Consider the following 24,940-nt stretch of genomic DNA (forward strand, 5'->3'; position numbering starts at 1 on the left):
AGTCAGCTAGCTGATCAATACCTCGACGAAGGAGAACCCGTGATCACGTCAAGAGACCTGTCCCGCCAGATCGTAGTGCTGCTCTCTGCGATCCTCGGCCTCGTCGGCGCGTTCATCGGTTCCGGCGCCGCCGGCGGTAACGCCGTCGAGACCGCTTCGGGAGGTGCCCTCGCCGCGGATGCCACTCCGATCGCTCCCGGTGGGCCGGCCTTCAGCATCTGGACCCCGATCTACGCCGGTCTGGTGCTCTACGCCATCTGGCAGTTGCTGCCCAAGCAGAAGTCCGACCCCCGCCAGCGCCGGCTCGGGTATCCCATCGCAGCCTCGTTACTGCTGAACGCCGCCTGGATCCTCTGCGTGCAATATGACCTGCTCTGGCTGACGATACCGGTCATCGTCGTGCTCCTGGCCGTGCTGGTTTGGACCTTCCGCATCATCTTGGACAGCCGACCCCGCACCCTGGTGGAAACCGTCCTCGTGGACGGCACTCTGGGGCTCTACCTCGGCTGGGTGTGCGTGGCCACCGCCGCCAATATCACGGCGGTTCTCGTTCATGCCGGCTTCAATGGATTCGGCCTCGCCGCCGACGTCTGGAGCGTCGTGATCATCGCCGTCGCCGGACTCGTCGGCGTGTTTATCGCCGTGGCCGGCCAGGGTCGCCTCACCCCGACCATCGCGCTCTGCTGGGGCCTGTCGTGGGTGGCCGTCGCCCGGCTCACCGGAGACCTGCTCTCCACCCCCACCGCGATCGCGGCCATCGTGGCCGTCGTCGTGGTCGTCGCCGTCACCGTGGTCCTCCGCATCCGGGCACCGCGCCGCCTGGGCGAGACAGCGCCCGTCGTAGCATCCGCCCGCGCATGACCGGGGCACGCCGCCGCTGGTTCGGCCTGGTCTTCATCAGCATCGCCGTCGCCCTGATCATCGTCGACTCCACCATCGTCAACGTCGCCATCCCGTCGATCATCGACGACCTCGACATCACCTCCACCCAGGTGCAGTGGGTGCAGGAGAGCTACACCCTGGTCTTCGCCGCATTGCTGCTGGTCTTCGGCACCCTGGCCGACCGGTACGGCCGCCGGCGCATCCTGCTCACCGGCGTGGTGATCTTCGCCGTGGCGTCGGTGCTCGCCGCCTTCGCGCAGACGGGCGATCTGCTCATCGCCGCCCGGCTCGTGCAGGGCATCGGCGGCGCCATGGTGCTGCCCACCACCCTGTCGCTGATCAACGCCACCTTCCGAGGCCGGGACCGCGGCATCGCCTTCGCCATCTGGGGCTCCACCATCGGCGGCATGGTCGCCGTCGGTCCGCTGCTGGGCGGGTGGCTCACCACCTACTTCTCCTGGCGGTGGGCGTTCGGCATCAACGTGCCGTTGGGCCTGGTCATCATCGTCGGCGTACTGATCTTCGTCTCCGAGTCCAAGGATGCCGGCGAGCCCCGCCGCATCGACGTGGTCGGCGCTGTGCTGTCGGTCATCACCAGCGCCACGCTCGTGTTCGGCCTGATCGAGGGCCGCACCTACGGCTGGTGGCTCACCAAGACCGCCCCGACCCTCGGCGACTGGACCTGGCCTTTCGAGCTGTCGATCATCCCGGTCGCGTTCGCCATCACCTTGATCTCGGGGACCGCGTTCATCTGGTGGGGCCTGCACCGGCAACGCCAGGGCAAGTCCACCCTGCTGGCGTTCTCGCTGTTCCGGATCCCGTCGTTCCGCAACGGCAACATCGCCGCCCTGATCGTGTCTCTCGGTGAGTTCGGCATCATCCTCTCGCTGCCGCTCTGGCTGCAGAACGTGCTGGGCTACGACGCCCTGCAGACCGGGTTCGTGCTTCTGGCCCTGGCCATCGGCTCATTCGTGGCCAGCGGCCTCGCCGGCGCGTTCGGCAACAAGGTGACCCCGTTGACCATCGTGCGGGTGGGCATTGTGGCGGAGATCGTCGGCGTCGCCGGCCTGGGCACCATGATCTCGGTGGATGCGACGTGGGTGTCGATCGTGCCGTTCCTCTTCGTCTACGGCCTGGGTGTCGGCCTCGCCACGGCCCAGCTCACCGGCGTGGTGCTCGGCGACGTGCCGATCGACCAGAGCGGCCAGGGCTCCGGCACCTCAAGCACGGCCAGGCAGATCGGCTCGGCGCTGGGCATCGCGGTGCTCGGCACCGTGCTGTTCACCTCGGTGGGGCTCTCGCTGGACGCCAAGCTCGCCGAACTGGATATTCCGGCGGCCACCAGCACCCAGATCGTCGATGCCGTCGTGGACAGCGCCGGCGCCGTCATCCCGTCACTCGATGCCCAGAGCCCCGCGGTGGCGGAAGCCGCCAGGGAGGCATTCAGCGAGGGCACCAGGTACTCGGCCTACGCGGCCGCCGGGTTCCTGGTGGTCGGTCTCCTCGCGACCCTGCGGCTCACCGCGCGTCCCGTCGAGCACGAGGAGGAACCGGTCAGGACGACGGCCGCCGGATAGCCCCCGTTCTGCTCGGCTGCGGCTTCTGCACCGAGAGTTCGCCGCCCAAGCGGCCGCCGAACGGGCGGCCGTGGTCGGCATACTCCTCGCGGAAGAAGCCCATTCGCCACGGACCCATCTCGAGGCGGGCGCCGGTGCGCAGGATCAGGCCGGCTGAGGGCGCATCCGCTTTGGCACCCCCGCCCACCGGGCCGTGGGCGATGAGCAGGTATTCATCGTTCTCGTCGTGCCGGATCTCGGCATGCAATCCCGACAACCCGTCCAGGCGCAGGTCGGCGTCCGCGTCGCTGCCGATGCGGGTCACGCCGGGCAGTAGGTCGAATTCGCGCGGGGGGCGGCCGTTCCAGTTCTCCGAGCCCACCACGAAGATCAGGCGGGGCCGCCCGGCCCCCGGCGCGTAATGGGTGGTCGTGACGCGCCGCCGGATGCGCCTGGCCAGGGTGGGCACCAGCGGGAAAGGTGTGGGCGGCGGTGCCGGCACCGCCCGTCCGGCAGCGTCCGGCTGGCGCCAGCGCCGCAGGAGTTGAGTCACCGCTGCCGCGCTGCCCAGCATGAGGTGCGGCGACCTCGTGACCAGGCGTTGGGCCAGCGGGGCCTGAACGGCGCCCATCCGGGCGATCACCCCGTCCGGGCCGCTCACCGACACCACGAGACCTCGCTCGGCCAGATCGGCCGCTACCGTGCGCAGGGCCGGCAACGACGACATCCGCGCACGCACGAAACGCTCGGGGTCGCTGAGGAACACGTCGATGTCCAGGCCGTCCGCGCGAATCGTGCCATGCAGGCCGGGTGGTTCCTCGCCCGCCGGTTCGATCGTGAAAGCCAGATCGATGTCGAGGTGCGTGCCCATGGCCTTAGTCGGCCGGCTTCTCGCTGGTGGTCACCCGCACCGTGCCGTTGAGCTTCCAGGTCGCCCGGGGCGCATCCGGCCCGATGTCGCGGGGAACCTCGACCGTCATGTCGATGAAGCTGTAGTCGATCACGGCACTCTTGCCGGTGAGATACGACCACATCTCCTTGCCCAGGTCGGTCCAGTCCTGGATGCTGTGTGCGTCCGGTCCGGAGGCCGGCACGGATTCGACGGAGTCATTCTGCAGATCGGTCATGAGGCAATTCCTATTCGCTCGTCGTTGAGGATAGGGCCACGATAGCGGGGCGCGGCGCGGCGGAACTGGGGATCTGCTGGGCTCTCTGGGGCCCGGCCCCGCACACAAAAACAGCCCGTTCGCCAGAGGCGAGCGGGCTGTTCGGTGTGACGCGGGAATTACTCGGCGTCGAGGTCAGTCTCGAGGATCTTGACGAGGCTTTCGAGGGCCTCATCCGCTCCGTCGCCCTCGGCGCGCAGCACGACGACCTGGCCGTTTGCGGCACCCAGGCTCATGAGCGACAGGATGCTCGACGCGTCCATGGCGTCGTCGGCCGGGTCGCCCTCGAGGGCGATGGTGACCTCGACCGGCAGGGCGCCGACGGCCTCAGCGAAGATCGCTGCGGGGCGGGCGTGCAGGCCAACGCGGCTGGCGATGGTGGCGGTACGTTCTGACATGGTTCCTCCTGAAACTGTACGGATTACAACTGTATTGCCCGCACGATGTGCGCACGCCCTGAGACGGGAGCACATCGCGCGGTTCACGCCTGGGGCTTAGAGCCCCAGCTCGTCGAGAACGGGCAGCTCGGCGCGCACCCGGGCGCGTGCCTCGAGAGCGCTCGGCGCGGACAGGGCGATGCCTGCGAGGCGCTGGGCCTCGGGCAGGGTCACCTTGGCCAGCACGGCCGCGACGGCCGCGAGGGCCCTGGCGGTCATCGAGAGGGTGTTCACGCCGAGACCCACCAGCACCACGGCCAGGGCCGGGTCGGCCGCGGCCTCGCCGCAGACACCGACGGGCTTGTTGTTGCCCTCGGCGACGGAACCGGCCACGGTGAGCTGGATCAGCTTGAGCACGGCGGGCTGCCACGGGGTGTTCAGCGCGGCGAGCGGGCCGAGCTGGCGGTCGGCCGCCATGGCGTACTGGGTGAGGTCGTTGGTGCCCAGGCTGGCAAAGTCCACCAGACCCAGGATGGTCTCGCTCGTCAATGCGGCGGAGGGAACCTCGACCATGACACCGGGGGTCTTCAGTCCGGCCTCGCGGCACATACCTGCGAAATCGCCGGCCTCTTCGGCGGTGGAGATCATCGGGGCCATGACCCAGACATCCGCTTCGGTGCCCTCGGCGGCGGTCGCGATGGCGGCCAGCTGGCGCTTCAGCACACCGGGGGAGGTGAAGTCGGTGCGGTAACCGCGCACGCCGAGCGCCGGGTTGGGCTCTGACGCGTCGGTGAGGAACGGGAGGGGCTTGTCGGCGCCGGCGTCGAGCGTGCGCACGACGACCTTCTTGCCGGGGAACGCGTCGAAGACGCCGCGGTACGCGGTGACCTGCTCGTCGAGAGTGGGTTCTTCGTCGCGGTCGAGGAAGCAGAACTCGGTGCGAAGCAGGCCGACACCCTGGGCGCCGGCTGCGGCGGCCTTGACGGCATCCGCGGCGCCGCCCACGTTCGCGAGCAACGGCACGAGGTGGCCGTCGGCGGTTACGCCCTCGCCGTCGAACACCGCGAGGGTGGCCGCGTTGGCGGCCCAGGCCTCTGCCGCGGCGACCTGGTCGGCGTCGGGGTCGAGGGTGATGCTGCCGGCCGCGCCGTCCACGTAGACGGCGGAGCCATCCGCGATGGACTCGACGCCCACGGCGGCGACGACAGCGGGCAGGCCGAGCGCGCGCGCGATGATGGCGGTGTGCGACTGCGGTCCGCCGCCTGAGGTGACCAGAGCCAGGACGACGGCCGGGTTCAGCGTGGCGGTGTCGGCCGGCGCGAGGTCGTCGGCGACGAGGATGAACGGTTCATCGGAGGCGGGGATGCCCGGTGCGGGCACCCCACGCAGCTCCGCGACGATCCGGGCACGCACGTCGAGGACATCCGTGGCCCGCTCGGCCATGTAGCCGCCGAGGTTGTGAAGCATTTCGGCCACGGATGCCGCGGACTCCCAGATTGCCCGCTCAGCGGAGGTGTCGTTGTTGGTGATCAACTTGACGGCGCCCTTGATGAGCATGGGGTCCGCGGCCATCAGTGCTGTGGCCTCGAGAACCGACTTGCCCGCTCCGGTGGCGCTGACCGAACGCTGCTTGAGTTCGGCCTGCACCGCCTTCGCGGCTGCGCGCAGTGTGACGGCGGCATCCTCTGCCGTCGTCGACGAGGCCAGCTTCTCTCCTGCTGGCGGCTCGCTCACGGCCTTGGGCATCTGCCGAACGGATCCTACGATCCGCCCGGGGCTGACCCCTACTCCTGTGAAACTCTGCACGGAACTTCCTCGATTCTCATAAACAGTGGGTAACCCACTAATGCTAGGCGGTCACCAGGGTGGTGTTAGCCAGCTCGGCGTTCTCGGCCGTCGGCGCCTTCCGCACGTAGCGCTTCAGAACGATCACGGCGATGGCCGAAATGACCGTGCCGATGATGATCGCGAGAGCGAACAGGAGGAAGTTGTCGATGGCGAAGAAGACGAACATGCCGCCGTGCGGGGCCTTGGACGTGACGCCCCAGGCCATCGTCAGCGCACCGGTGGTGGCCGCGCCGAGCATGCTCGCGGGGATCACGCGCAGCGGGTCGGCCGCAGCGAACGGGATGGCGCCTTCGGAGATGAACGACGCACCGAGCAGCCAGGCTGCCTTGCCGTTTTCGCGTTCGACCGGGCTGAACAGCTTGCGGTCGAGCACGGTGGCCAGGGCCATGGCGAGCGGCGGAACCATGCCGGCGGCCATGACCGCGGCCATGATCTGCCACGGCGCCTGGTTGGCCAGCGTTGCGGCACCGAGGCCGGCGACGGCGAAGGAGTAGGCCACCTTGTTGACCGGGCCACCGAGGTCGAACGCCATCATCAGGCCGAGGATCAGACCCAGGATGATGACCGACGCGCCGGTCATGCCGTTGAGCCAGTCGCTCAGGGCGACGGTGAGCCAGGCGATCGGTCCACCGAGCACCAGGAACATCAGGCCGGAGGCGAATATCGAGGCGAGCAGCGGGATGATCACGACGGGCATCAGGCTCCGCAGCCAGCTCGGCACCTTGAAGGAACCGATGTAGGCCGCAGCGACGCCGGCGAGCAGGCCACCCACGATGCCGCCGAGGAAGCCGGCACCCATGAAGCCGGAGACCGCACCGGCGACGAAGCCGGGGGCGATACCGGGCCGGTCGGCGATGCCGTAGGCGATGTAACCGGCCAGGGCCGGAACCAGGAAGCCCATCGACAGTGCGCCGATCTTGAACAGCACGGCGCCCAGGTAGATGAGCATGCCGCCCTCAGGCAGGTTCCAGAGGCTGTTCTGCAGCACGACGGTGTCGGCGACCTCGGTGATCTTGTAGCCACCGAGCAGGAAGCCCAGCGCGATGAGCAGGCCTCCACCGGCGACGAACGGGATCATGTAGCTCACACCGGTGAGCAGGGCACGCTTGACCTTCTGGCCCAGGTGCTCGTTCTCGGTGACCGAGTCGGACGCCGCGGCGCCGCCACCGCTGACGCGGCGGGCGTTCGGGTTGTCCACGGCGGCGAGGGCCTCCTGGATCATCTTCTTGGGCTCGTCGATGCCGCGCTTGACCGGCGCCTGGATGACGGGCTTTCCGGCGAACCGGGCCTTGTCACGCACGTCGACGTCGACGGCGAAGATCACGGCGTCGGCGGCGTTGATGACGGAAGCGGCCAGCGGGGTCGCTCCGGCGGAGCCCTGGGTTTCGACCTGCAGGTCGATGCCCATCTCCTTGGCGGCTGCGACGAGCGCATCCGCTGCCATGTAGGTGTGCGCGATGCCGGTGGGGCAGGCGGTCACGGCGACCAGGCGGCGTGCCCCGGTGGCCGGGGTGCCCTCGGTGCCGGCGCCGGTGGGGGCTGCGGTGGCACGCGCGGCGGCCGGACCGGAGTGCGCTCCGGCCGTGGCGGTGACCGGGGCGACGATGTCGGTGACCAGGGTCACGATCTCTTCGGGGGTCTTCGCGGCACGGAGGGCCGTGGTGAAGTCGGACTTCATGAGCGAGCGGGCCAGCTTGGACAGGATCTTCAGGTGGTCCTGGTCGGCGCCTTCGGGGGCGGCGATCATGAAGATCAGGTCGGCGGGACCGTCTGCGGATCCGAAGTCAACGGGCTGGGAGAGGCGGGCGACGGCCAGCGTCGGCTCCGTGACCGCCGACGAGCGGCAGTGGGGGATCGCGAGTCCACCGGGGATGCCGGTGGAGGTCTTGGCCTCGCGGGCGAGGGCGTCGGCGTAGAGGCCGTCGATCTCGGTGGCCCGGCCGGCTCCGACGACGAGCTCGGCGAGGTGCCGGATCACTGTCGCGGGTGCGCCGCCGAGGTTTTGGTCCAAAGCAACGAGCTCTGGGGTAATCAGTGCACTCACTGGTCATCCTCCTTTGGATGTGTAGCAAATGCCGTCACTGTGACGGCGCTGGGGTCGGTTTGGGTCAAGGCCGGCACTGTTGAGCCGGGCAGGGATGCGGCAGCGGCGCCGTGGGCGACGGCCTGACGCAGGCAGTCCGGGGCGGATGCTCCGGCCAGGTCGCTCAGCAGGAACCCTGCCAGCGAAGAATCTCCGGCGCCGACGGTGGAGACCGCGACGATCGGGGGACGAGTGGCGAGCCAGTAGCCCTCGGCGGTGACCAGCAGGGCGCCCTTGGAGCCGAGGGTGGCCAGCACGGCGCCGACTCCCGCGGTGATCAGGGTGTGTGCGGCACGGGCGGCCAGGTGCGGGTCGGCCTCGAGGCTCTCCGGGTCCGAGATGCCGGTGAGCTCAGCGAGCTCGTCGGCGTTGGGCTTGAGCAGGTCGGGGCCGGCACTGATGGCCGCGGCCAGGGGTGCGCCTGAGGAGTCGATGGCCACCTTGGGGGCATCGGCACCGAACCGGGTCTTGAGCTCCCGGGTGAGGTCGGCGTAGAAGGTGTCCGGCACTCCGGGCGGAAGCGAGCCGGCCAGGACCAGCCAGCCGGCGCCGGCGGCCTTCTCCAGGACCAGTTCCACCAGGGCGGCCTGCTGGTCGGTGCTGAGCGCCGGTCCGGGCTCGTTCACCTTGGTGGTGGTGCCGTCGGGTTCGGTGATCGCGATGTTGCTGCGCAGGGTCGCGTTGATCGGCAGGCCGAGGTGCGGGATGCCCTGGGCGGTGAGCGCGATGAGCACCGGGTCCTCGGCATCGCCGGGCAGGATCGCCAGGCTCTGCACGCCGGAGGCCTCGAGGGCGCGGCAGATGTTGACGCCCTTGCCCCCGGGTTCCTGGTGGGCGTCCAGCGCCCGCTGCACGTCGCCGCGGGCCAGGGGGCCGGCGAGCTCGATGGTGCGGTCGAGGCTGGGGTTGGGGGTGAGTGTGACGATCATGCGATTACGACCTCGACATCCGCCGCGGCCAGGGCCTCGGCAAGTTTCTGGGAAGGGGGAGCATCGGTGATGAGCGCGTCGATGTCGCTCAGAGCAGCGAACCTGACCAGGGTTTCCTGGTCGAGTTTGGAGGAGTCGGCCAGGGCGACGACGCGGCGGGCCGAGCGCACGATCGCGGTCTTCACGGCGGCCTCGACCGAGTCGGGGGTGCTGAAGCCGAACTCGGCGGCCACGCCGTTGGCGCCGACGAAGGCGATGTCGGGGCGCATCGCGTCGAGCATCTGCGTGGTGCGGGTGCCCACGATGGCCCGGGTGAGGCCGCGCACCCGGCCGCCGAGGATCTGCAGCGAGATGGCCTCGTTGGCGGCCAGCTTGTAGGCGATGGGCAGCGCGTTGGTGATCACCAGGAGCTGATCGCCGACGGTGGCGGGCGACCAGTCGAGCAGGCGGTCGGCCAGCAGCTCGGTGGTGGTACCGGAGTCCAGGATGATCGACCCGGTGGTGCTCGCGGGGATCATGGCCAGGGCGGCATCGGCGATGCGGGCCTTCTCGTCGTGGCGCTGGCTCTGCCGTTCCTCGAGGCTCGGCTCCGTCATGCTCAGCCGGTCGATGGCCACGGCGCCGCCGTGCACCCGGCGCAGGTGCCGGCTTAGCTCGAGGGCGGAGAGATCGCGACGCACGGTCTCCGGGGTGATGTCGAAGCGGACGGCCAGTTCGTTGACGGTCACGCGGCTCAAGTCGGACACCATTTCGGCGATCATCGACTGACGCTCTTCGGCGAACATCGGGCCTCCTCGACAGTGAGAACTGGTGGGTGCGCGATCAGGGGGAACCGGGCACAAAAGTTGGTATGCCTGACTTTAGACCCGTTTGTTTTTGCTTGTCAACACAAACACAGACAAACAAAGATCCCTGGACGCCGGCCGGACGTTTCCGGGGTGTTCGCGGCGACTAGCCCGCGCGTTTTGACCAACAACCACTCTCGTTTCGGGACTTCGCAGGGTTGAACGGCTCCATGAAGGTGCTTTCTTCCGAAACGAGGCCCAGCCAGCAACTCCTTGTGGAGAACTGCAGCGGGGACCCGGCGTTGTGAGGCACCCTCGACCGGTGACCGCACGCATCCCTCTTCCTGACGGATGGGCCGACCGCCCGTTTCGGGTCGGTGATGCCCTCGATGCCGGGGTGGGGCGATCGAGGTTACGGAGCAGCGACCTCGATCGGCCCTTCTGGGGCATCCGTACCCCGGCGCGGCGCCCCACCGATGGCCCGAGTGGCGGGGTGGGGTCTGGCATGGGACGTGGCCCGGTGCGCCGCACGGAGTTGGAGGCGCTCTGCCGGTCGCTCCTGGTTCGGATGAAGCGCGAGGCATTCTTCACGCACACCACCGCGGCGTTACTGCTCGGCCTGCCCGTGCCGACGCGGCTTGCGCAGCTACGCCCGGTGCACGTAGGCATACCTGCGCCTGCCTCCGCAATGGAGGCACGCGACATCGTCGGCCACAGCTTGCGGATCGACCGCGACGACCTCCTCGACTGGCGGTCGCCGATCCTCACGCGGGGCGAGCTCGCGGACGCCCTCGAGAAGTACCCGAGCCGCACCGGGCTCACGCACGCCCGAACCGCCCTGCCCCTGCTCCGCAGCCGATCGGAATCACCGCGGGAATCGATGCTCCGGGTGATCATCGTGCTCGCCGGCCTGCCTGAACCCCAGTGCAACTACAACGTTTTCGACGAGCACGGACGGTTCCTGGCCAGGGGAGACCTCGTCTACCCCGACTACAAGCTCCTGCCGCAGTTCACCGACGACGACCTACGCGATCCGGCGGCGTTGGTGGCACGGATCAGGCTGCGGTTGCGGGCCAGGGGTGCCGCCCTGTGACAGCGCCGCAGCGCTACTGGTAGTGCGACAGGCCGCTCAGTTCGCCGCCGTCGGTGAGGAACTCGGCACCGGTGGAGAAGCTCGACTCGTCGCTGGCCAGGAACAACACCAGATTGGCCACCTCGGTGGCCTGGCCGATGCGGTGCAACGCCACGTGGTTCTGCGGCAGGTCGAGTCCGGCGGTCATCGGCGTGGCGATGGCGCCCGGATGCACCGAGTTGACCCGCACGTTGTACTTGCCGAGGTCCAGCGCCACCGCCTTGGTGAGCCCGCGCACCCCGAACTTCGCCGCCACGTAGCCGGGCAGCGCCTCGTAGCCCTGCAGGCCCGCTGTCGACGACACGTTGATGATCGAGCCGGCCTTCGACCGGATGATCACGGGCACCGCGGCCTTGATGCCCAGGAACACCCCGGTGAGATTGACCGCGATGATGGTGTTCCAGGATTCGAGGGTGTACTCCTCGACGGTGCCGAAGTTCACGATGCCGGCGTTGTTGACGAGCACATCGAGGCCGCCGAATTCATCAACGGCGGTGGCGACCGCGGCGTCCCAGTGCTGGGCTCGGGTGACGTCGAGGTGCACGTACCGGCACGCCTCGCCGAGCTCGGCCGCGAGGTCCTTGCCCTCCTCGCTGAGCACATCGCCGATCACCACCTGCGCGCCCTCCTCGACGAGGCGCCGGGCCATGGCGGCCCCGAGTCCTCGAGCTCCACCACTGACGAGTGCGACCTTGCCGCTGACACGGGCCATGTTGCTACCTCCCTACGAGTCGACCTTCGAAGAAACGAGTTCGACGGGGAATGTACACGCGCAGGGCTTGGCCAGTACTGTCGGTGGCCGACGGTAGCGTGAGTGGCATGAAGATCCTGCACACGAGTGACTGGCACATCGGGCGCACCTTCCATACCCACCAGACCCTCGGCCACTTGGCGAAAGTGCTCGACGCCCTCGTCGACATCGTGCGCGAGCGCCAGGTCGACGTTGTCGCCGTGGCCGGCGACGTCTTCGACTCCGCCACACCCTCCGCCGACAGCTACGCCCTGCTCAGCGACATCCTGCAACGCCTGCACGGCACCGGCGCTCGCGTGGTGATGACCAGCGGCAACCACGACTCGGCCACCCGGCTCGGCTTCCAGTCCGAGTGGGCCGGCCTGGCCGGCATCCACGTGGTCACCGGGTTCGACCAGTACCGCACCCCGATCACGATCGACGACCAACACGGCCCCGTGCACTTCTATGGCATCCCGTTCCTGGAGCCGGCGCTGGTGCGCCACCACTACCCGGACGAACTGCTCAAGACCCACGAACAGGTGCTGGGCCTGGCGATGCGGCAGGTGCGCGCCGACCTGGCCGCGCGCGGCGGCCGGTCCGTGGTGCTCTCGCACTGCTTCGCCGCTGGCGTTGCGGCGAGCGACGTGGAGCGCGACATCAGCGCCGGCGGCCTCGACCTCGTGCCGGTCAGCGTGTTCGACGGCCCCGACTACGTGGCGCTCGGCCACATCCACGGCCGCGCCAGGATCACCGACCGGGTGCGCTACTCGGGGGCTCCGCTGCACTACTCCTTCGCCGAGGCCGACAAGCCCCGCGGCGCCTGGCTCGTCGAGCTTGACGCGACCGGACTCGCCGAGACCGAATGGGTCGACCTCCCGATTCCGAGGCGTTTGCGCGTTCTCACCGGCGAACTGGATGCCCTCGCCCACGACGACGAATTCGCGCCGTTCGAAGACGACTGGGTCGCCGCGGTCCTCACCGATCAGGTGCGGCCGCTGGACGGCATGCGCACGCTGCAGAAACGCTTCGGGCACTGCGTGGCCCTCGAGCACCGCCCGGCGATCACTGAGACCCCCGCGGAGTCGACCTACTCCGACCGGGTCAAGCACAAGAGCGACCCCGAGATCGTGGCCGGTTTTCTGGAATTCGTGCGGAACGGCGTGGGCCTGACCGCCTTCGAACGGGAGCTGGTCGCCGACGTGCTGGGCCAGAACGGGGACGCCGCGGTATGAAGATCACCCGGCTGCGCATCGCCGGCTTCGGCCCGTACAAGACCGAGCAGCAGGTGGACTTCACCCGCTTCGACGCCGACGGCATCTTCCTGATCACCGGCAAGACCGGCGCCGGCAAGTCCAGCATCCTCGACGCCATCTGCTTCGCCCTGTACGGCGCCGTGCCCCGCTTCGACGGCAGCGAACTAAGGCTGCGGAGCGACCACTGCGATCCTGCCGACCCGAGCTTCGTCGAACTCGAGTTCACCCTCAAGGGCGAGACCTACAGGGTCTACCGCACGCCGCGCTACGAGAAGCCGAAGAAACGCGGCACCGGCACCACCACGGCGCAACCGGATGCGCGCCTCGACCGGTTCGACGCCGCCGGAGACGCCTGGGTGGGCATCGCCGCTCGCCCGGTGGATGTGGGCACCGAGCTCAGCCGCATCCTGCCGCTCAAACAGGACCAGTTCCTGCAGGTGATCCTGCTCGCCCAGAACCGGTTCCAGCGGTTCCTGCTGGCCAAGACCGACGACAGGCTCACCGTGCTGCGCACCCTGTTCGGCACCCTGCGCTTTCAGCAGCTGGAGGCCGAGCTGCTCGCCCGCCGCAAGGTGCTCGACGACGAGCTGGCGCTGGTGCGGCACGAGATCGATGGGATCGTGGCGGCCACGCTGCGTCAGCTCTGGCGCGACGATGACGATGCTGCGGATGCCACCCGTCCCGAGTCCCCGGTCGACCCCGACCTCGGCTGGTTCGAGGCCGCACTCGGCACCCTCGACGTGCGGCTCGAGGCCGCCACCCGGCGCGCCGACATGGCGGCCGCGGCGCTGGCCGCCGCGACCGCGGACTACCAGGCGGTCGAGGACCGCCGCCGGCGCCAGGACCGCCGGGATGCTGCCGCACGCACGCTCACCGCTCTGGAGGCCCGCGGCGACGAGATCCACGACGACCGCGAGACCCTGCGCCTGGCCGAGCACGCCGCCAGGGTCTGGCCGCAGGTGCGGGCCGCCACCGACGCCAGGGCCGCCGTCACCGAGGCCGAGGCCGCGGAGGCAGCCGCCCGCGACGCCTGGCCGGCCGGTGCGGACGGCATCGACGCCGCAGGCCTGACGAGCCTCATCGACGACAGGCTGCGCCAGCTCGGTGGACTGGACGACCTGCTTGTCGAGGAACGCCGGCTGCCCATCCTCGACGAGCAGATCGCCGACCTCGAGCGCCGCTCGGCGGCCCACGTCGCCGCGCTCGACGAGGCCAGATTGCTGCTCCTCGCCCTGCCCGAACGCATCGACGCGGCCTCGGACGCACTCGCGCAGGCCACCCTCGGCGCCGCCCGCGCCCCGGAGGCCGAGGCGGCCGTCGCCCGCGCGGAGGCGGCGCTGGCCGCGGCCGAAGACGTGCGCCGGCTGGAGACCGACCTGGCGGACGTGCACCGCGCCGAACGGGACGCCGTGGCGGAGAACACCGCCGCCGCCGTGCACTATCAGCAACTCGTGGACGCCCGACTCGGCGGCTTCGCCGTCGAACTCGCCGCCGGTCTCGTGGACGGCAGCCCCTGCGCGGTCTGCGGGGCCACCGAACACCCGGCCCCCGTGACCGGCACCGCCGACCCCGTCACCGAGGCCGACCTGGATGCCGCCCGCAGCCTGATGGGCCGCCGGCAGGCCGCCGCCGAGGCCGCCCGCAGCCAGTCCCAGGCCGTGGCCAACCTGCTCACCGCGGCCCGCACCCGCGCCGGTGACGGGGATGCCGAGACGGTCGACACGGAGCGGATCAACACAGAGCGGATCACTACCGCGCTCCGGCAGGCCAGGGACACCCTCACCGCGGCCACAGACCACCGCGCCAGGATGCCCGCCCTCGAGGCCGAGCTGGCCAGACTGCGCGAGGCCCAGGCCGAGGCCCAGGCCGCCGTCGCCCCGCTGCAGCTGGTGCGGGACGACACCGCCGTGCAACTGGCCGAGCGGCGCACCGAACGCGACGGCATCGCCGGCCGGGTCGAGGCCCAGCGCGCCGGGTTCGACAGCGTGACCGACCGGGCCGACCGGTTGCAGACCGAACTCGACGCCGCCCGCACCCTGGCCGACGCGCTGGCGCATTCCGCGTCCACCCGCCGCGCCGCGGAATCCGCCGCCGACACCCTGGCCCGGCAATTACGGGAGGAGGGCTTCGCCGACGAGCAGTCCGCCGTCGCCGCCCGGCTCGGCCCGGCCGCTCTGCAGGCCGCCCAGGCCGCCCTCCGCGGCTACGACGATCAGCTCGCCGCCGCCCGCGGGGTGCTGGCCGAAGCAGACCTGGCCGGGCTGCCCGACGACCCCATCGACCTGGGCCCCGCCCGGCTCGCCCGCGAAGAGGCCGGCGCCGCCCGCGACGACGCCCTGGCCCGGCGCGAGTCGCTGCGTGAACGCTCCAGCGCGCTCACCGCCCTGGTGGCGGATGCCCGCGCCCGGATCGCCCTCGCCGCCGACCTGCTCACCACCCAGGCCCAGGTGCGCCAGCTCGCCGCCGTGGTGCACGGCGACGACCCGAACACCAAGCGGATGAAGCTGGAGACCTACGTGCTCGCCGCGCAGCTCGAGGAGATCATCGCCGCGGCGAACAACCGGCTGCGCACCATGACCGGTGGCCGTTACGCCCTCGAACACGACGACGCCCTGCAATACCGCGGCAGTCAGGCCGGGTTGGGGCTGGCGATCCGCGACGAGCACACCGGCCGGGCCAGGGCGACGCACTCGCTCTCCGGCGGCGAGACCTTCCTCGCCTCTCTCGCCCTCGCGCTCGGCCTGGCCGAGGTGGTCTCCAACCAGGCCGGCGGCATCGCCCTTGACACCCTCTTCGTCGACGAGGGATTCGGCTCGCTCGACGCGGAGACCCTCGAAACGGCCATGAGCACGCTGGACAGCCTGCGCGCCGGCGGCCGCACCATCGGCCTGATCAGCCACGTCGAGTCGATGAAGGAGCAGATCCCGGCGAAGCTGCAGATCCGGGTGACTCCGCAGGGCTACAGCGAGATCGCCGGCAGTGAGATCGACGGCGGCGAGATCAACAGCCTCTCCTTGGCTGCGTCATAGCTCACCCATAGTCCTGACGGCTTGTCTGAATCCAGACGCGAACGGTCCCCGGTCGCCCAGGAAAGGACACAGAGCATGAGCGAATCGCAGCACCCCCGTTGGCGCACCGGCGACATCGTCGCCATGGGACTCGCGGCCGCCCTCGTGGTGGGAGCCGGCGGAACCGGGCTCGTCGCCGCCGCGCGCGCCATCGAGGACAGCACCGCCGCAGCCGACACGACCACCACCCAATCGGACACCGCCTCCACCACACAGGGCCCCACCACGCAGCTCTACGGCGGCCGAGGCTCCGGCGGACCGACCGGCGGCTACGGGGGAGCGTCGTCCGGCACGACCACCGCCACCCTCGACACGACCGCGGCGACCGCCGAGCAATCCGTGGGCGTTGTCGTCATCGACACCGTGCTCGGCTACGAGAGCGCCGAGGCCGCCGGTACCGGGCTCATCCTCACCGCGGACGGCCGCATCCTCACCAACAACCACGTCGTGGAGGGCGCCACCAGCATCACGGTCACCGTGGTCTCGACAGGTCTCGACTACACCGCAGAAGTGGTGGGCACCGATGCCACCGAGGACATCGCGGTTCTCGAACTCGTCGACGCCAGCGGCCTGGCCGTCGCGGACCTCGACACAGCGGACCTCGACACCGCGGACCTCGATACCTCCGGCGACGTCACCGTCGGCGCCGCGGTCACGGGAGTCGGCAACGCCGGCGGCACCGGCACCCTCACCGCAGCTGCCGGCACCGTGCTCAGCCTGGAGCAGGCGATCACCGCGCAGGACTCGGACGGCTCGGACGCCGAAGACCTCACCGGCCTCATCGAGGTCGACGCCGACATCGAATCGGGCGAATCCGGCGGCCCGCTCTACGACGCCGACGGCGAGGTCATCGGCATCACCACCGCCGCATCGTCCGGCAGCACCGACATCACGGGCTACGCGATCCCCATCGAAGACGCCCTCGAGATCGTCGCTGCCATCGACGCGGCCGTCGCCGCCGGCGCCGACACCGACACCGACACGGACACCGACACCGACACCATCACCGTCGGCTACCCGGCCTTTCTCGGCATCGGACTGGGCACGGGCCAGAGCGCTCTCGTGGCCGGCGTGATCGCCGACACCCCGGCCGCCGCCATCGGCCTCGCCGCCGGCGACACCATCACCGCGGTCGACGGCGCCGCCGTGACCACCGCCACCGCGCTGTCAACGGCCCTGGCCGGCCACGACCCCGGCGACACCGTGACGATCGACTGGGCGGATGCGGCGGGCGCCGCGCACACAGCATCCGCCACCCTGATCGCCGGTCCGGCCGGCTAACGGCCCACGCCGGGCAGATCGGGGCAGATCACGGCACACTATGGACATGAGCCGCACACAGCCCCAGCCCGAGCCCCAGCCAGACCAGCAGCCCGCCACCGGCTCCGCCGCGGCGGGCTGGACCACCCTGACCTTCGTCTACCTGGCCCTGGCCATCGTGGGCCTGATCGGCACCTGGACCTGGAACATCCAGGCCATCCTGGCCGCCAGCGATTTCATCGGCGACTGGACCATGAGCGGACCCGCGGTGTCGTCGCTGACCACCGACCTGCTGGTGGTGGCCATCGCCGGGAGCGTCTTCATCATCGTGGAGGCCCGCCGGCTGGGCATGAAGGCCGGCTGGGCCTACGTCGTCCTCGGGCTGGTCACCGCGTTCGCGTTCACCTTCCCCCTGTTCCTGGCAATGCGGGAACGCCGCCTGGTACGGGGGCGCTGAGCCTCAGCTCACGTCGCCGGCCGCGAGACCGGCCTCGTCGCCGGCGAACCGCTCCCGCAGCGCGTGGAAGTGCGACACCATCAGGCCGTGACGGAGCAGGTACGGTTCCGTGCCGCCGAGGGCGCCGATGGCGGCCAGCGCCTGGATCAGGGCATCCGGCCTTGCCTCGGCGGGTAGGGCGGCAGCCACGGCATCGTCGTGTGTCAGGCCGGCGGCCAGCAGCGCCAGGGCGAGAACCAGGCCGGACTGGTGTTCGCCGCCGGGACCGTGCACCAGTAGTGGACCCTCGCCCTCGGCGAGGACCGCGACCGCGCCGGCCAGCTCCCGGCCGCGGTGGGCGACCAGGTCGGCGTAGCCGGACTCCTGTTCAGTAGCTTGACGGTTCATCTCACCCTCCGGAACGCTCGCATGGCCCGTTGGCCACGTTCGGCCCAGTATCCGTCGCCGAGGTGAACGGCAGATGAAGCTCAGACCGGGTCGGGTTCCAGCAGCGCCGGCTCGCGGCGCCCCAGCCGGCTCAGCCCGATGGCCGCGGCCGAAATCGCGATGATCACCCCGGCAATGACGACGATGTACAGCAGCACCGACGGCCAGCCGCCCGGTTCGCCCGGATTCAGGAACGGGTAGGTCCACCAGTCGGTGAACGTGCCGCGGAGCAGCGCATAGGCCAGCCAGACCAGCGGGTAGATCAGGGCGAACCAGATCCGCTTCCAGGCCAGCGCCGGGCGGCCCGGCGCCAGCAGCCAGTCGAGCAGGATCAGCGCGGGCGCCCACACGTGCAGCACCTCGTTGGGCCAGTCCAGCCCCACGAAGCTGCCGTCGGCGGGCAGGTTGCGCAGCAACAGGTTGTAGACCACCCCGGTGATCACGGCGTACGAGAGTGTGGACATCCGCACCCGTGCCAGCAGCTCGGGTTCGGCGGCCACGCGGAGGGCGAGCACCCCGCCGACGAAGAGCACTACCACGTTCATCAGGCTGGACTGGATGGTGAAGAAACCGAAGTAGGCGGCAGGGTCGAACGCGTCGTTCAGAATCTGGTCAGTGATCTGGGTCACGACGGCGGCCAGCACGAGCAGGGCCAGCAGGATCCGCAGCACCCCCACGAAGCGTCTGAGGGGCGTCGGGGAGTCGTCGAGTCTGGCGGGCGCAGCTGCGGAATTCACCTGATCAGGTTAGTGCAGCGTTCACTCTAGAAAGGGAAGAGCAGCCGGTGCAGGAACTGCCGGGTGCGCTCGTGCTTCGGGTTCCGCAGCATCTCCTTGGGATCGCCGTGCTCCACGATGGTGCCACCGTCGACAAAGGCCACCTCGGTGGCCACCTCCCGGGCGAACTCGAGCTCATGGGTGACGATCACCATGGTCCAGCCCTCGGCCGCGAGCTCCTTGATCAGGCGCAGCACGTCACCGACGAGCTCGGGGTCCAGCGCGCTGGTCGGCTCGTCGAAGAGCAGCAGGGTGGGGCGGAGAGCCAGGGCGCGCACGATGCCCACCCGCTGCTGCTGGCCACCGGACAGCTCGAACGGGTAGCTGTCACGCTTGTCACTGAGTCCCACCCGCTCGAGCAGCGCCAACGCCTCTGCCTCGACCTCGGCTCGATCTCGGCGCTGCACGACGACGGGGCCTTCCATCACGTTCTCGAGCACGGTCTTGTGTGGGAACAGGTTGTAGTGCTGGAAGACCATTGCCGACTGGTCGCGCAGGTTGGTGAGCGCCTTCTTGGGCACACCGGCGCGGGTGCCGTGCGCGGCGGCGAAGTCGATGGTCACCGGTGCGTGCCTGGAGTCATCGGCGCCGACAATGCTGATGGTGCCGCCGTCGGCTATCTCCAGGCCGTTCAGGCACCGCAACACCGTGGTCTTGCCGGAGCCGGACGGGCCGATCAGCGCGAGCACCGTGCCACGGGCCACGGTGAGGTCGACGGAGGTGAGCACCTGGTTCGCGCCGAAGCTCTTCTGCAGGCCGCGAACCGTGAGCAGCTTCTGGTCAGTGGGCGACATATCGGTCCAATCGCTTTTCGAGCACGCCCTGGCCACTGGACAGAACGAGGCAGATCACCCAGTAGAGCAGGGCGGCCTCCAGGTAGAGGGCCATGAATTGCCCGCTGAACGCCGCCACCTGCTGGGCCTCTCGGAACAGTTCGGTGACCAGGATGAGCGAGGCCAGCGAGGTGTCCTTGACCAGGCTGATGAAGGTGTTCGACAGCGGCGGCACCGACACCCGTGCCGCCTGCGGCAGGATGATCCGGGTGAGCGCACGCCGGTGCGACATGCCGATCATGTACGCGGCTTCCCACTGGCCCTTGGGCACCGACAGGATGGCCGCACGGATCACCTCGGCCGCGTAGCCGCCGACGTTGATCGAGAAGGCGATGATGGCGCTGGGCCAGGGATCGATCACGACCCCGAGCGACGGCAGGCCGTAGAAGATCACGAACAGCTGCACGAGCAGCGGCGTGCCGCGCACCAGCGAGATGTACACCCGGGCGATCGACGACAGCCAGCGCCGCCTGGACAACCGCATCAGCGCCAGTGCGAGGGCCAACACCAGCCCGATCGCGAACGACGACAGGGCCAGCGGTATGGTTCCCGTGATGGCGCCGTGGATCATCGGCCACAACGAGTCCAGCAGGAGCTGCCAGGTGGAGTCGGTCACTTCGAGACGTCGGCCCCGAAGTAGGTGTCCGAGATGGCGGCGAGGGTGCCGTTCTCGCTCAGCGTGGCCAGGGCGTCAGAGACGGCGGCGGCCAGTGCGGTGCCGTCCTGGGCGAACGCGAACGCGCTCTCGGAGCGGTCCTCGGTCTCGGCGGCGACCTTGAGCCCGGCGGCGCCGGTCTGCTTCTTGTAGTCGAGGTAGGTGAGCTTGTCGTTGATGGTGGCGTCGACGCGGCCCTGCTCGACCAGCGCGACCGACTGCGCCCAGCCCTCGACGCCCTGCACGGTTGCGCCGCTCTCGGTGGCCAGGGTGTTCCAGTTGCTGGTGAGCGACTGGGCGGTGGTCTTACCGGCAAGGCTCTTGAACGAGGTGATGTCGGTGTTGGCCTCCGGCACCACGATCACGCCGGTGGAGTAGGTGTACGGGGTGGAGAACGCGTAGGACGCTTCGCGCTCCGGGGTGATCGACACCTGGTTGGCGATGGTGTCGAACCGGCCGGCCTCCAGGCCGGCGAAGATGGCATCCCACTGGGTCTCTTCGAAGGCGACCTTGACGCCCAGCTCGTCGGCGACGGCCGTGGCCACCTCGACGTCGTAGCCGGTGAGGTCGCCGGAGCCGTCGGCGTGGAAGGAGAACGGACGGTAGGTGCCTTCGGTTCCGACGGTCAGCGTGCCGGACTCGAGCACCGAGCTCAGCGAATCGTCGGTTCCGGCCGTGCCGCCGTCGCTGCCGGAGTCACCGGCGGAGCTGCTGCACCCGGTCAGGGCCACCGCTGCGGCGAGGGTGAGGATGGTGGCGGAGACGAGGTGGCGCTTCATGTATGTGGTCATCCAATGTGCTGATCGAGGGTCAGGGGGTGTCGCGGGCGTGCGGGCCCGTACACCGAGGTTAACAAGTCCTGGGCCCCGGGGATTATTCCGATGACGCCGGATGACACCTCCTGCGCTCGTCAGGCCCCCCATTCGAGCACCTGTCGGCCCCGCGGCTTTCGGCATAGGCTGCCGCCGTCGCACTCAACCCGAAGGAGTACGCGTGAAATTGTCGATGGTTCAACACGATCGTTCGGCCGCTGTCTTGCTGGGCATGGCCTGCGGTGACGCCCTGGGCGCCGGCTACGCCTACGCCGGGCCGCTGCCACCTTCCGCCGCGGTGGGGATGCGCGGTGGCGGCGGCGCGAACTGGGCGCGCGGGGAATGGACCGACTACACGGCCCTGGCGATCCCGGTGGCCCGGGCCGCGGCCGACGGGCTCGACCTGCGGGACGAGTCGACCCTCGACCTGATCACCGCGGAGTGGGTGGACTGGTCCGACACGGCGCCGTTCGCCGGGCTGCAGCTCGGGGCGGCGCTGTCCGGACCCGACCCGACAGCCGCCGGGGTGCGCGCGGCCGCCCGCGCGCAGCACGAACGCATCGGCCGCAGCGCCGGCAACGGCTGCCTGATCCGCACGGCCCCGGTGGCGCTGGCCTACCTGCACGACCCGGAGGCCCTCGCCGACGCCGCACGCACGTTGAGCGACCTCACCCACTGCGAGACCGACGCCGGGGACGCCTGCGTGCTCTGGGGTCTCGCCATCCGGCACGCCGTGCTGACCGGCGACCTCGACCTGCGGGTGGGGCTCGGCACGCTCTCGCCCGGCCGCCGTGAGCTCTGGTCGGCCCGGATCGGCCACGCCGAACGCCGGCAGCCGCGCGACTTCACCCGCAACGGCTGGGTCGTGCAGGCGCTGCAGGGCGCCTGGTCCGCGATCGTACACACCAGGGCCGGCGCGGACGGCGGCTCAGACGCCGGTTCAGACGCCGGTTCAAACGGCGGGCAGTACCGGCTGGGCGTCGAGGCGGCCGTGCGGGGCGGTGGCAACACCGATGCCGTGGCCGGCATCGCCGGTGCGCTGTTGGCCGCCACGTGGGGCCTGACCGCGGTGCCCAGCGAATGGCGCCGGCTGGTGCAGGGCTGGCCGGGCCTGCGCGGAGCCGACCTGGTGCGCCTGTCGGTGCTCGCCGCGCACGGCCGAGACACCAACGAGGCCGGCGAACGCGAGAGCTTTCGGCTCCACGCAGTGAGGTGAGGCGCTTCAGGGCCGCAGCGGTCAGGAACGCAGCGGTCAGGAACGCAGCGCCAGGGTGAACGGCAGAACCGCCGGCGCGCCCGCGCGCCGGAGCAGCCGGCCGGCGACAGTGATCGTCCACCGGCTGTCACCGAGGTCGTCCACCAGCAACACCGGACCGGCGGCCTCGCCGAGGACCGCTGCGAGGTTCGCCGCGAGGTCCGGGCCTACCTCGAACGCTCCCCAGACGCTGGAGAGCCTGTAAGCGCTGTTGCCGCCGGACTCGCCGGCGGGCCCGGCACCGACCAGGCTCAGGGTGCCCAGCAGCGGCAGGCGTCCCACCCGGCTGAGTTCGGCGGCCACCGACGCCACCAGCAGCGGATGAGTGCGCGACGGCATGGCCACCACGCCCACGGGTCGTTCGGCCCAGCCCCACTCCGCGAGCACGCGCACACAGGCGGCTAGGAGCGGTGCGGAGGCGGGAGCATCCGGGGTGCCGGGCGCGAAGACCTCACGCAGGGTGTTGCCCCAGCCCAGGTCGGTGAGCCGGGCCAGCGAGCGCCCGGGCAGCACCCGGTCGCCCGGGTCGATGCGGCCCTTGGCGGTGACGCCGAGCCGGTCGGCGCCGGTGGGCCACTGCGCCCGGGGCTCCAGGGCCACGCCCACCCGGTCCAGGGCGGCGGCGGCGGTGCTCGCCGCGTCACCTTGAATATCCGCGGGATACCAGGGGGAGGTGCAGGTGTCGCAGCGGCCGCAGGGCACCGCGGTGTCGTCGTCGAGGGCGCGCTGCAGGAACTCCATCCGGCAACCGGTGAGGCGTTCGTAGGCCAGCATCGCGTTCTGCTCGCTGATCCGCGCCGCGCCGATGCGTTCGTAACGGTCGCTGTCGTACACCCAGGGCTGCCCGGTGGCCAGCCAGCCGCCGGTCACCCGGCGCACGGCGCCGTCCACGTCGAGCACCTTGAGCAGCAACTCCAGCGGTGAGCGGCGCAGGTCCACCCTGGCCTCCAGGGCCGGTGTGGACAGCGGGGCGCCCCCATTGGCGCCGAGCGCCGCGAGGACCGCCTCCGCCTTGTGCCGGCTGGGCATCGACGAGGTGGCGAAGTACTGCCAGATGGCTTCGTCCTCCACCCCGGGCAGCAGCAGCACGTCGGCGTTCTCGGTGGCGCGGCCGGCGCGGCCGACCTGCTGGTAGTAGGCCACCGGGGAGCTTGGGGCCCCCAGGTGCAGTACGAAGCCCAGGTCGGGCTTGTCGAACCCCATGCCCAGGGCGCTGGTGGCCACGAGGGCCTTCACCTGGTTGGCCTTGAGCAGTCCCTCGGACTCCTCCCGTTCGGCGGTGTCGGTCTGGCCCGTGTACGCCCGTACGGCGTGGCCGGCGTCCCGCAGCAGCCGGGCGGTGTCTTCGGCGGCGGAGACCGTGAGGGTGTAGATGATGCCGCTGCCGGGCAACTCGGCCAGATGGCTGAGCAGCCAGGCCAGCCGAGCGCGGGAGTCGGGCAGTCGCAGCACGCCCAGCCGCAGCGACGCGCGGGCGAGCGGGCCGCGGATGGTGACGACTTCCGTGCCCTCTCCGGCCGAAACGCCCCTCCCCACCTGCTCCGCCACATCCGTCACCACGCGGCTGTTGGCCGTGGCCGTGGTGGCCAGCACGGGCACTCCCACCGGCATCGCGGCGATCAGGTCACGCAGCCGGCGGTAGTCGGGCCGGAAATCGTGGCCCCAGTCCGAAATGCAGTGCGCCTCATCGACCACGAGCAGCCCGGCCCGCTCGAGCAGCGTCGGCAGCTGCTCGTCGCGGAAGGACGGGTTGTTCAGCCGTTCGGGCGAGACCAACAGCACATCCACCTCGTCGGCGCGGAGCGCAGCGAGCACGTCGGTCCACTCGTGGGAGTTCGCGGAGTTGATCGACACCGCCCGCACCCCGGCGCGGGCGGCGGCGGCGACCTGGTCACGCATCAGCGCCAGCAACGGCGACACCAGGATCGTGGGCCCGGCGCCCTGGCGGCGCAGCAGCAGGGTGGCCACGAAGTACACCGCCGACTTGCCCCAGCCGGTGCGTTGCACCACGAGAGCGCGGCGGCGCTGGTCGACGAGGGTCTCGATGGCCTCGTACTGGCCCTCGTGGAAATCCGCGTCCGGACGGCCGACCAGGGTGCGCAGAATGTCGAGAGCGGCCTCGCGCGTGCTCGTCATGGCCTCGGTCATTTCAGCGCGTCGAGTCGCGCGGCCACATCGGCGGGGAACCCGCCGGTCGCGATGGGGCTCCACCGGGTGGGCGTGATCCGGATCAGGGATTTGTTCTGCAGGGCCATCGCCCGGCGGTACTCGTCCCAGTCCGGGTGTTCGCCGGCGATGCAGCGGTAGTAGTCGACGAGCCCGTCGCCGGCCTGGGGCATGTGCAGGATCTCGGCCGAACCGTCGACCTGCACCCAGGCGCCGTCCCACTCATCCGAGAGCACCAGCACCGAGGTCTGCGGGTCGCGCTGGGCGTTGCGGGTCTTGGCCCGCGACGGATACGACGAGATCACCAGGCGGCCCTCCTCGTCGACACCGCCGGAGACCGGCGACATCTGCGGCCGGCCGTCAGCGCGGGTCGTCGCGAGCAGCATCCGGTGCCGTGGCCTGACAAAATCCAGCAGGTCGGACAGGGAGACGGTGGTGCTGGTTGCGACGTTTCTGGCCATGCCCTCAGGCTAACGGGGTCGTCCGAC

23 protein-coding genes are annotated in these 24,940 nt (G+C 70.3%); 8 read left to right on the forward strand and 15 right to left on the reverse strand.

All coding sequences use genetic code 11. The features are described 5' to 3' along the window. Window positions 1-39: 39 nt before the first annotated feature. The gene (locus E3T61_RS12630; RefSeq protein ID WP_134641218.1) at window positions 40-861 is read left to right on the forward strand and encodes a tryptophan-rich sensory protein; all 822 of its coding nucleotides are present in this window, start codon (window positions 40-42) and stop codon (window positions 859-861) included. Then, window positions 858-2,459, forward strand: a complete 1,602-nt coding sequence (locus E3T61_RS12635) for an MFS transporter (protein WP_134641219.1) — start codon at window positions 858-860, stop codon at window positions 2,457-2,459. Before E3T61_RS12630 ends, E3T61_RS12635 begins: the two co-directional genes overlap by 4 nt. Here E3T61_RS12635 and E3T61_RS12640 read toward each other — a convergent pair. The 7 genes from E3T61_RS12640 to E3T61_RS12670 all read right to left on the reverse strand — a co-directional run bounded on the left by E3T61_RS12640 (window position 2,437) and on the right by E3T61_RS12670 (window position 9,626). Further along, window positions 2,437-3,309, reverse strand: a complete 873-nt coding sequence (locus tag E3T61_RS12640) for an FHA domain-containing protein (protein ID WP_134641220.1) — start codon at window positions 3,307-3,309, stop codon at window positions 2,437-2,439. The two genes, E3T61_RS12635 and E3T61_RS12640, sit on opposite strands and share 23 nt — an antisense overlap. A gap of 4 nt (window positions 3,310-3,313) precedes the next feature. Next, on the reverse strand, window positions 3,314-3,565 hold the full coding sequence (locus E3T61_RS12645; RefSeq protein ID WP_130176686.1) for a hypothetical protein: 252 nt from the start codon (window positions 3,563-3,565) through the stop codon (window positions 3,314-3,316). 158 nt (window positions 3,566-3,723) lie between these two features. Then, window positions 3,724-4,002 (reverse strand): HPr family phosphocarrier protein, encoded by a 279-nt coding sequence (locus tag E3T61_RS12650; protein ID WP_110127836.1) that lies wholly within the window; start codon window positions 4,000-4,002, stop codon window positions 3,724-3,726. A 96-nt stretch (window positions 4,003-4,098) separates the two neighbouring features. After that, window positions 4,099-5,787 (reverse strand): phosphoenolpyruvate--protein phosphotransferase, encoded by a 1,689-nt coding sequence (gene ptsP, locus E3T61_RS12655; RefSeq protein WP_134641221.1) that lies wholly within the window; start codon window positions 5,785-5,787, stop codon window positions 4,099-4,101. A 43-nt stretch (window positions 5,788-5,830) separates the two neighbouring features. Continuing rightward, a complete protein-coding gene (locus tag E3T61_RS12660) occupies window positions 5,831-7,873 on the reverse strand; it encodes a PTS fructose transporter subunit IIABC (RefSeq protein ID WP_134641222.1) in 2,043 nt (680 codons plus the stop codon). Continuing rightward, on the reverse strand, window positions 7,870-8,841 hold the full coding sequence (locus tag E3T61_RS12665) for a 1-phosphofructokinase family hexose kinase (RefSeq protein WP_134641223.1): 972 nt from the start codon (window positions 8,839-8,841) through the stop codon (window positions 7,870-7,872). The genes E3T61_RS12660 and E3T61_RS12665 overlap by 4 nt, the downstream gene beginning before the upstream one ends. Next, entirely contained in the window at window positions 8,838-9,626 is a 789-nt protein-coding gene (locus E3T61_RS12670) for a DeoR/GlpR family DNA-binding transcription regulator (RefSeq protein WP_134641224.1), read from the reverse strand. Before E3T61_RS12670 ends, E3T61_RS12665 begins: the two co-directional genes overlap by 4 nt. 505 nt (window positions 9,627-10,131) lie before the next feature. On the opposite strand from E3T61_RS12670, the gene E3T61_RS12675 reads away from it, so the two are divergent. Next, window positions 10,132-10,719 carry a hypothetical protein gene (locus E3T61_RS12675; RefSeq protein WP_134641225.1) on the forward strand — a complete coding sequence of 196 codons (588 nt, stop codon included), beginning with the start codon at window positions 10,132-10,134 and terminating at the stop codon, window positions 10,717-10,719. A gap of 13 nt (window positions 10,720-10,732) precedes the next feature. Here E3T61_RS12675 and E3T61_RS12680 read toward each other — a convergent pair whose 3' ends face one another. After that, the gene (locus E3T61_RS12680; protein ID WP_134641226.1) at window positions 10,733-11,470 is read right to left on the reverse strand and encodes a glucose 1-dehydrogenase; all 738 of its coding nucleotides are present in this window, start codon (window positions 11,468-11,470) and stop codon (window positions 10,733-10,735) included. A 107-nt stretch (window positions 11,471-11,577) separates the two neighbouring features. On the opposite strand from E3T61_RS12680, the gene E3T61_RS12685 reads away from it, so the two are divergent. The 4 genes from E3T61_RS12685 (at window position 11,578) to E3T61_RS12700 (ending at window position 17,529) form a co-directional block, all read left to right on the forward strand. Beyond that, entirely contained in the window at window positions 11,578-12,723 is a 1,146-nt protein-coding gene (locus tag E3T61_RS12685; RefSeq protein ID WP_134641227.1) for an exonuclease SbcCD subunit D, read from the forward strand. Further along, window positions 12,720-15,773 carry an AAA family ATPase gene (locus E3T61_RS12690; protein WP_134641228.1) on the forward strand — a complete coding sequence of 1,018 codons (3,054 nt, stop codon included), beginning with the start codon at window positions 12,720-12,722 and terminating at the stop codon, window positions 15,771-15,773. The genes E3T61_RS12685 and E3T61_RS12690 overlap by 4 nt, the downstream gene beginning before the upstream one ends. Before the next feature lie 75 nt (window positions 15,774-15,848). Continuing rightward, the gene (locus E3T61_RS12695) at window positions 15,849-17,093 is read left to right on the forward strand and encodes a S1C family serine protease (RefSeq protein ID WP_134641229.1); all 1,245 of its coding nucleotides are present in this window, start codon (window positions 15,849-15,851) and stop codon (window positions 17,091-17,093) included. A 46-nt stretch (window positions 17,094-17,139) separates the two neighbouring features. Beyond that, window positions 17,140-17,529 (forward strand): DUF2834 domain-containing protein, encoded by a 390-nt coding sequence (locus E3T61_RS12700; protein WP_134641230.1) that lies wholly within the window; start codon window positions 17,140-17,142, stop codon window positions 17,527-17,529. 3 nt (window positions 17,530-17,532) lie between these two features. Here E3T61_RS12700 and E3T61_RS12705 read toward each other — a convergent pair whose 3' ends face one another. The 5 genes from E3T61_RS12705 to E3T61_RS12725 form a co-directional block, all read right to left on the reverse strand. Further along, window positions 17,533-17,916 carry a tyrosine-protein phosphatase gene (locus E3T61_RS12705; protein WP_134641231.1) on the reverse strand — a complete coding sequence of 128 codons (384 nt, stop codon included), beginning with the start codon at window positions 17,914-17,916 and terminating at the stop codon, window positions 17,533-17,535. A gap of 80 nt (window positions 17,917-17,996) precedes the next feature. Then, complete coding sequence (locus tag E3T61_RS12710) at window positions 17,997-18,692, reverse strand: Pr6Pr family membrane protein (protein WP_134641232.1); 696 nt, start codon at window positions 18,690-18,692, stop codon at window positions 17,997-17,999. 26 nt (window positions 18,693-18,718) lie between these two features. Continuing rightward, window positions 18,719-19,525 (reverse strand): amino acid ABC transporter ATP-binding protein, encoded by an 807-nt coding sequence (locus E3T61_RS12715; protein ID WP_134641233.1) that lies wholly within the window; start codon window positions 19,523-19,525, stop codon window positions 18,719-18,721. Further along, window positions 19,512-20,135 carry an amino acid ABC transporter permease gene (locus tag E3T61_RS12720; protein WP_134641387.1) on the reverse strand — a complete coding sequence of 208 codons (624 nt, stop codon included), beginning with the start codon at window positions 20,133-20,135 and terminating at the stop codon, window positions 19,512-19,514. Before E3T61_RS12720 ends, E3T61_RS12715 begins: the two co-directional genes overlap by 14 nt. Window positions 20,136-20,176: 41 nt before the next feature. Beyond that, window positions 20,177-20,998, reverse strand: a complete 822-nt coding sequence (locus E3T61_RS12725) for an amino acid ABC transporter substrate-binding protein (RefSeq protein ID WP_134641388.1) — start codon at window positions 20,996-20,998, stop codon at window positions 20,177-20,179. A gap of 214 nt (window positions 20,999-21,212) precedes the next feature. Between E3T61_RS12725 and E3T61_RS12730 the strand changes: the two genes are divergently transcribed. Further along, window positions 21,213-22,247 (forward strand): ADP-ribosylglycohydrolase family protein, encoded by a 1,035-nt coding sequence (locus E3T61_RS12730; RefSeq protein WP_198418689.1) that lies wholly within the window; start codon window positions 21,213-21,215, stop codon window positions 22,245-22,247. Between the two features lie 36 nt (window positions 22,248-22,283). Here E3T61_RS12730 and E3T61_RS12735 read toward each other — a convergent pair whose 3' ends face one another. Both E3T61_RS12735 and E3T61_RS12740 read right to left on the reverse strand, forming a co-directional pair. Next, entirely contained in the window at window positions 22,284-24,422 is a 2,139-nt protein-coding gene (locus E3T61_RS12735; RefSeq protein WP_134641234.1) for a RecQ family ATP-dependent DNA helicase, read from the reverse strand. Between the two features lie 8 nt (window positions 24,423-24,430). Next, a complete protein-coding gene (locus E3T61_RS12740; RefSeq protein ID WP_134641235.1) occupies window positions 24,431-24,913 on the reverse strand; it encodes a PPOX class F420-dependent oxidoreductase in 483 nt (160 codons plus the stop codon). Window positions 24,914-24,940 lie beyond the last annotated feature (27 nt).

The sequence above is a fragment of the Cryobacterium lactosi genome (assembly GCF_004403945.1).
Classification (GTDB): Bacteria; Actinomycetota; Actinomycetes; order Actinomycetales; family Microbacteriaceae; genus Cryobacterium; species Cryobacterium lactosi.

Excerpts from the sequence above, each read along its gene's own strand:
- E3T61_RS12675 (WP_134641225.1), top strand. The coding sequence starts at position 10,132 with ATGGGACGTGGCCCGGTGCGCCGCACGGAGTTGGAGGCGCTCTGCCGG.
- E3T61_RS12700 (WP_134641230.1), top strand. The coding sequence starts at position 17,140 with ATGAGCCGCACACAGCCCCAGCCCGAGCCCCAGCCAGACCAGCAGCCC.
- E3T61_RS12665 (WP_134641223.1), bottom strand. The coding sequence starts at position 8,841 with ATGATCGTCACACTCACCCCCAACCCCAGCCTCGACCGCACCATCGAG.
- E3T61_RS12690 (WP_134641228.1), top strand. The coding sequence starts at position 12,720 with ATGAAGATCACCCGGCTGCGCATCGCCGGCTTCGGCCCGTACAAGACC.
- E3T61_RS12740 (WP_134641235.1), bottom strand. The coding sequence starts at position 24,913 with ATGGCCAGAAACGTCGCAACCAGCACCACCGTCTCCCTGTCCGACCTG.
- E3T61_RS12635 (WP_134641219.1), top strand. The coding sequence starts at position 858 with ATGACCGGGGCACGCCGCCGCTGGTTCGGCCTGGTCTTCATCAGCATC.
- E3T61_RS12650 (WP_110127836.1), bottom strand. The coding sequence starts at position 4,002 with ATGTCAGAACGTACCGCCACCATCGCCAGCCGCGTTGGCCTGCACGCC.
- E3T61_RS12640 (WP_134641220.1), bottom strand. The coding sequence starts at position 3,309 with ATGGGCACGCACCTCGACATCGATCTGGCTTTCACGATCGAACCGGCG.
- E3T61_RS12720 (WP_134641387.1), bottom strand. The coding sequence starts at position 20,135 with ATGATCCACGGCGCCATCACGGGAACCATACCGCTGGCCCTGTCGTCG.
- E3T61_RS12735 (WP_134641234.1), bottom strand. The coding sequence starts at position 24,422 with ATGACGAGCACGCGCGAGGCCGCTCTCGACATTCTGCGCACCCTGGTC.
- E3T61_RS12670 (WP_134641224.1), bottom strand. The coding sequence starts at position 9,626 with ATGTTCGCCGAAGAGCGTCAGTCGATGATCGCCGAAATGGTGTCCGAC.
- E3T61_RS12705 (WP_134641231.1), bottom strand. The coding sequence starts at position 17,916 with ATGAACCGTCAAGCTACTGAACAGGAGTCCGGCTACGCCGACCTGGTC.
- E3T61_RS12715 (WP_134641233.1), bottom strand. The coding sequence starts at position 19,525 with ATGTCGCCCACTGACCAGAAGCTGCTCACGGTTCGCGGCCTGCAGAAG.
- E3T61_RS12645 (WP_130176686.1), bottom strand. The coding sequence starts at position 3,565 with ATGACCGATCTGCAGAATGACTCCGTCGAATCCGTGCCGGCCTCCGGA.
- E3T61_RS12725 (WP_134641388.1), bottom strand. The coding sequence starts at position 20,998 with ATGAAGCGCCACCTCGTCTCCGCCACCATCCTCACCCTCGCCGCAGCG.
- E3T61_RS12695 (WP_134641229.1), top strand. The coding sequence starts at position 15,849 with ATGAGCGAATCGCAGCACCCCCGTTGGCGCACCGGCGACATCGTCGCC.
- E3T61_RS12680 (WP_134641226.1), bottom strand. The coding sequence starts at position 11,470 with ATGGCCCGTGTCAGCGGCAAGGTCGCACTCGTCAGTGGTGGAGCTCGA.
- E3T61_RS12685 (WP_134641227.1), top strand. The coding sequence starts at position 11,578 with ATGAAGATCCTGCACACGAGTGACTGGCACATCGGGCGCACCTTCCAT.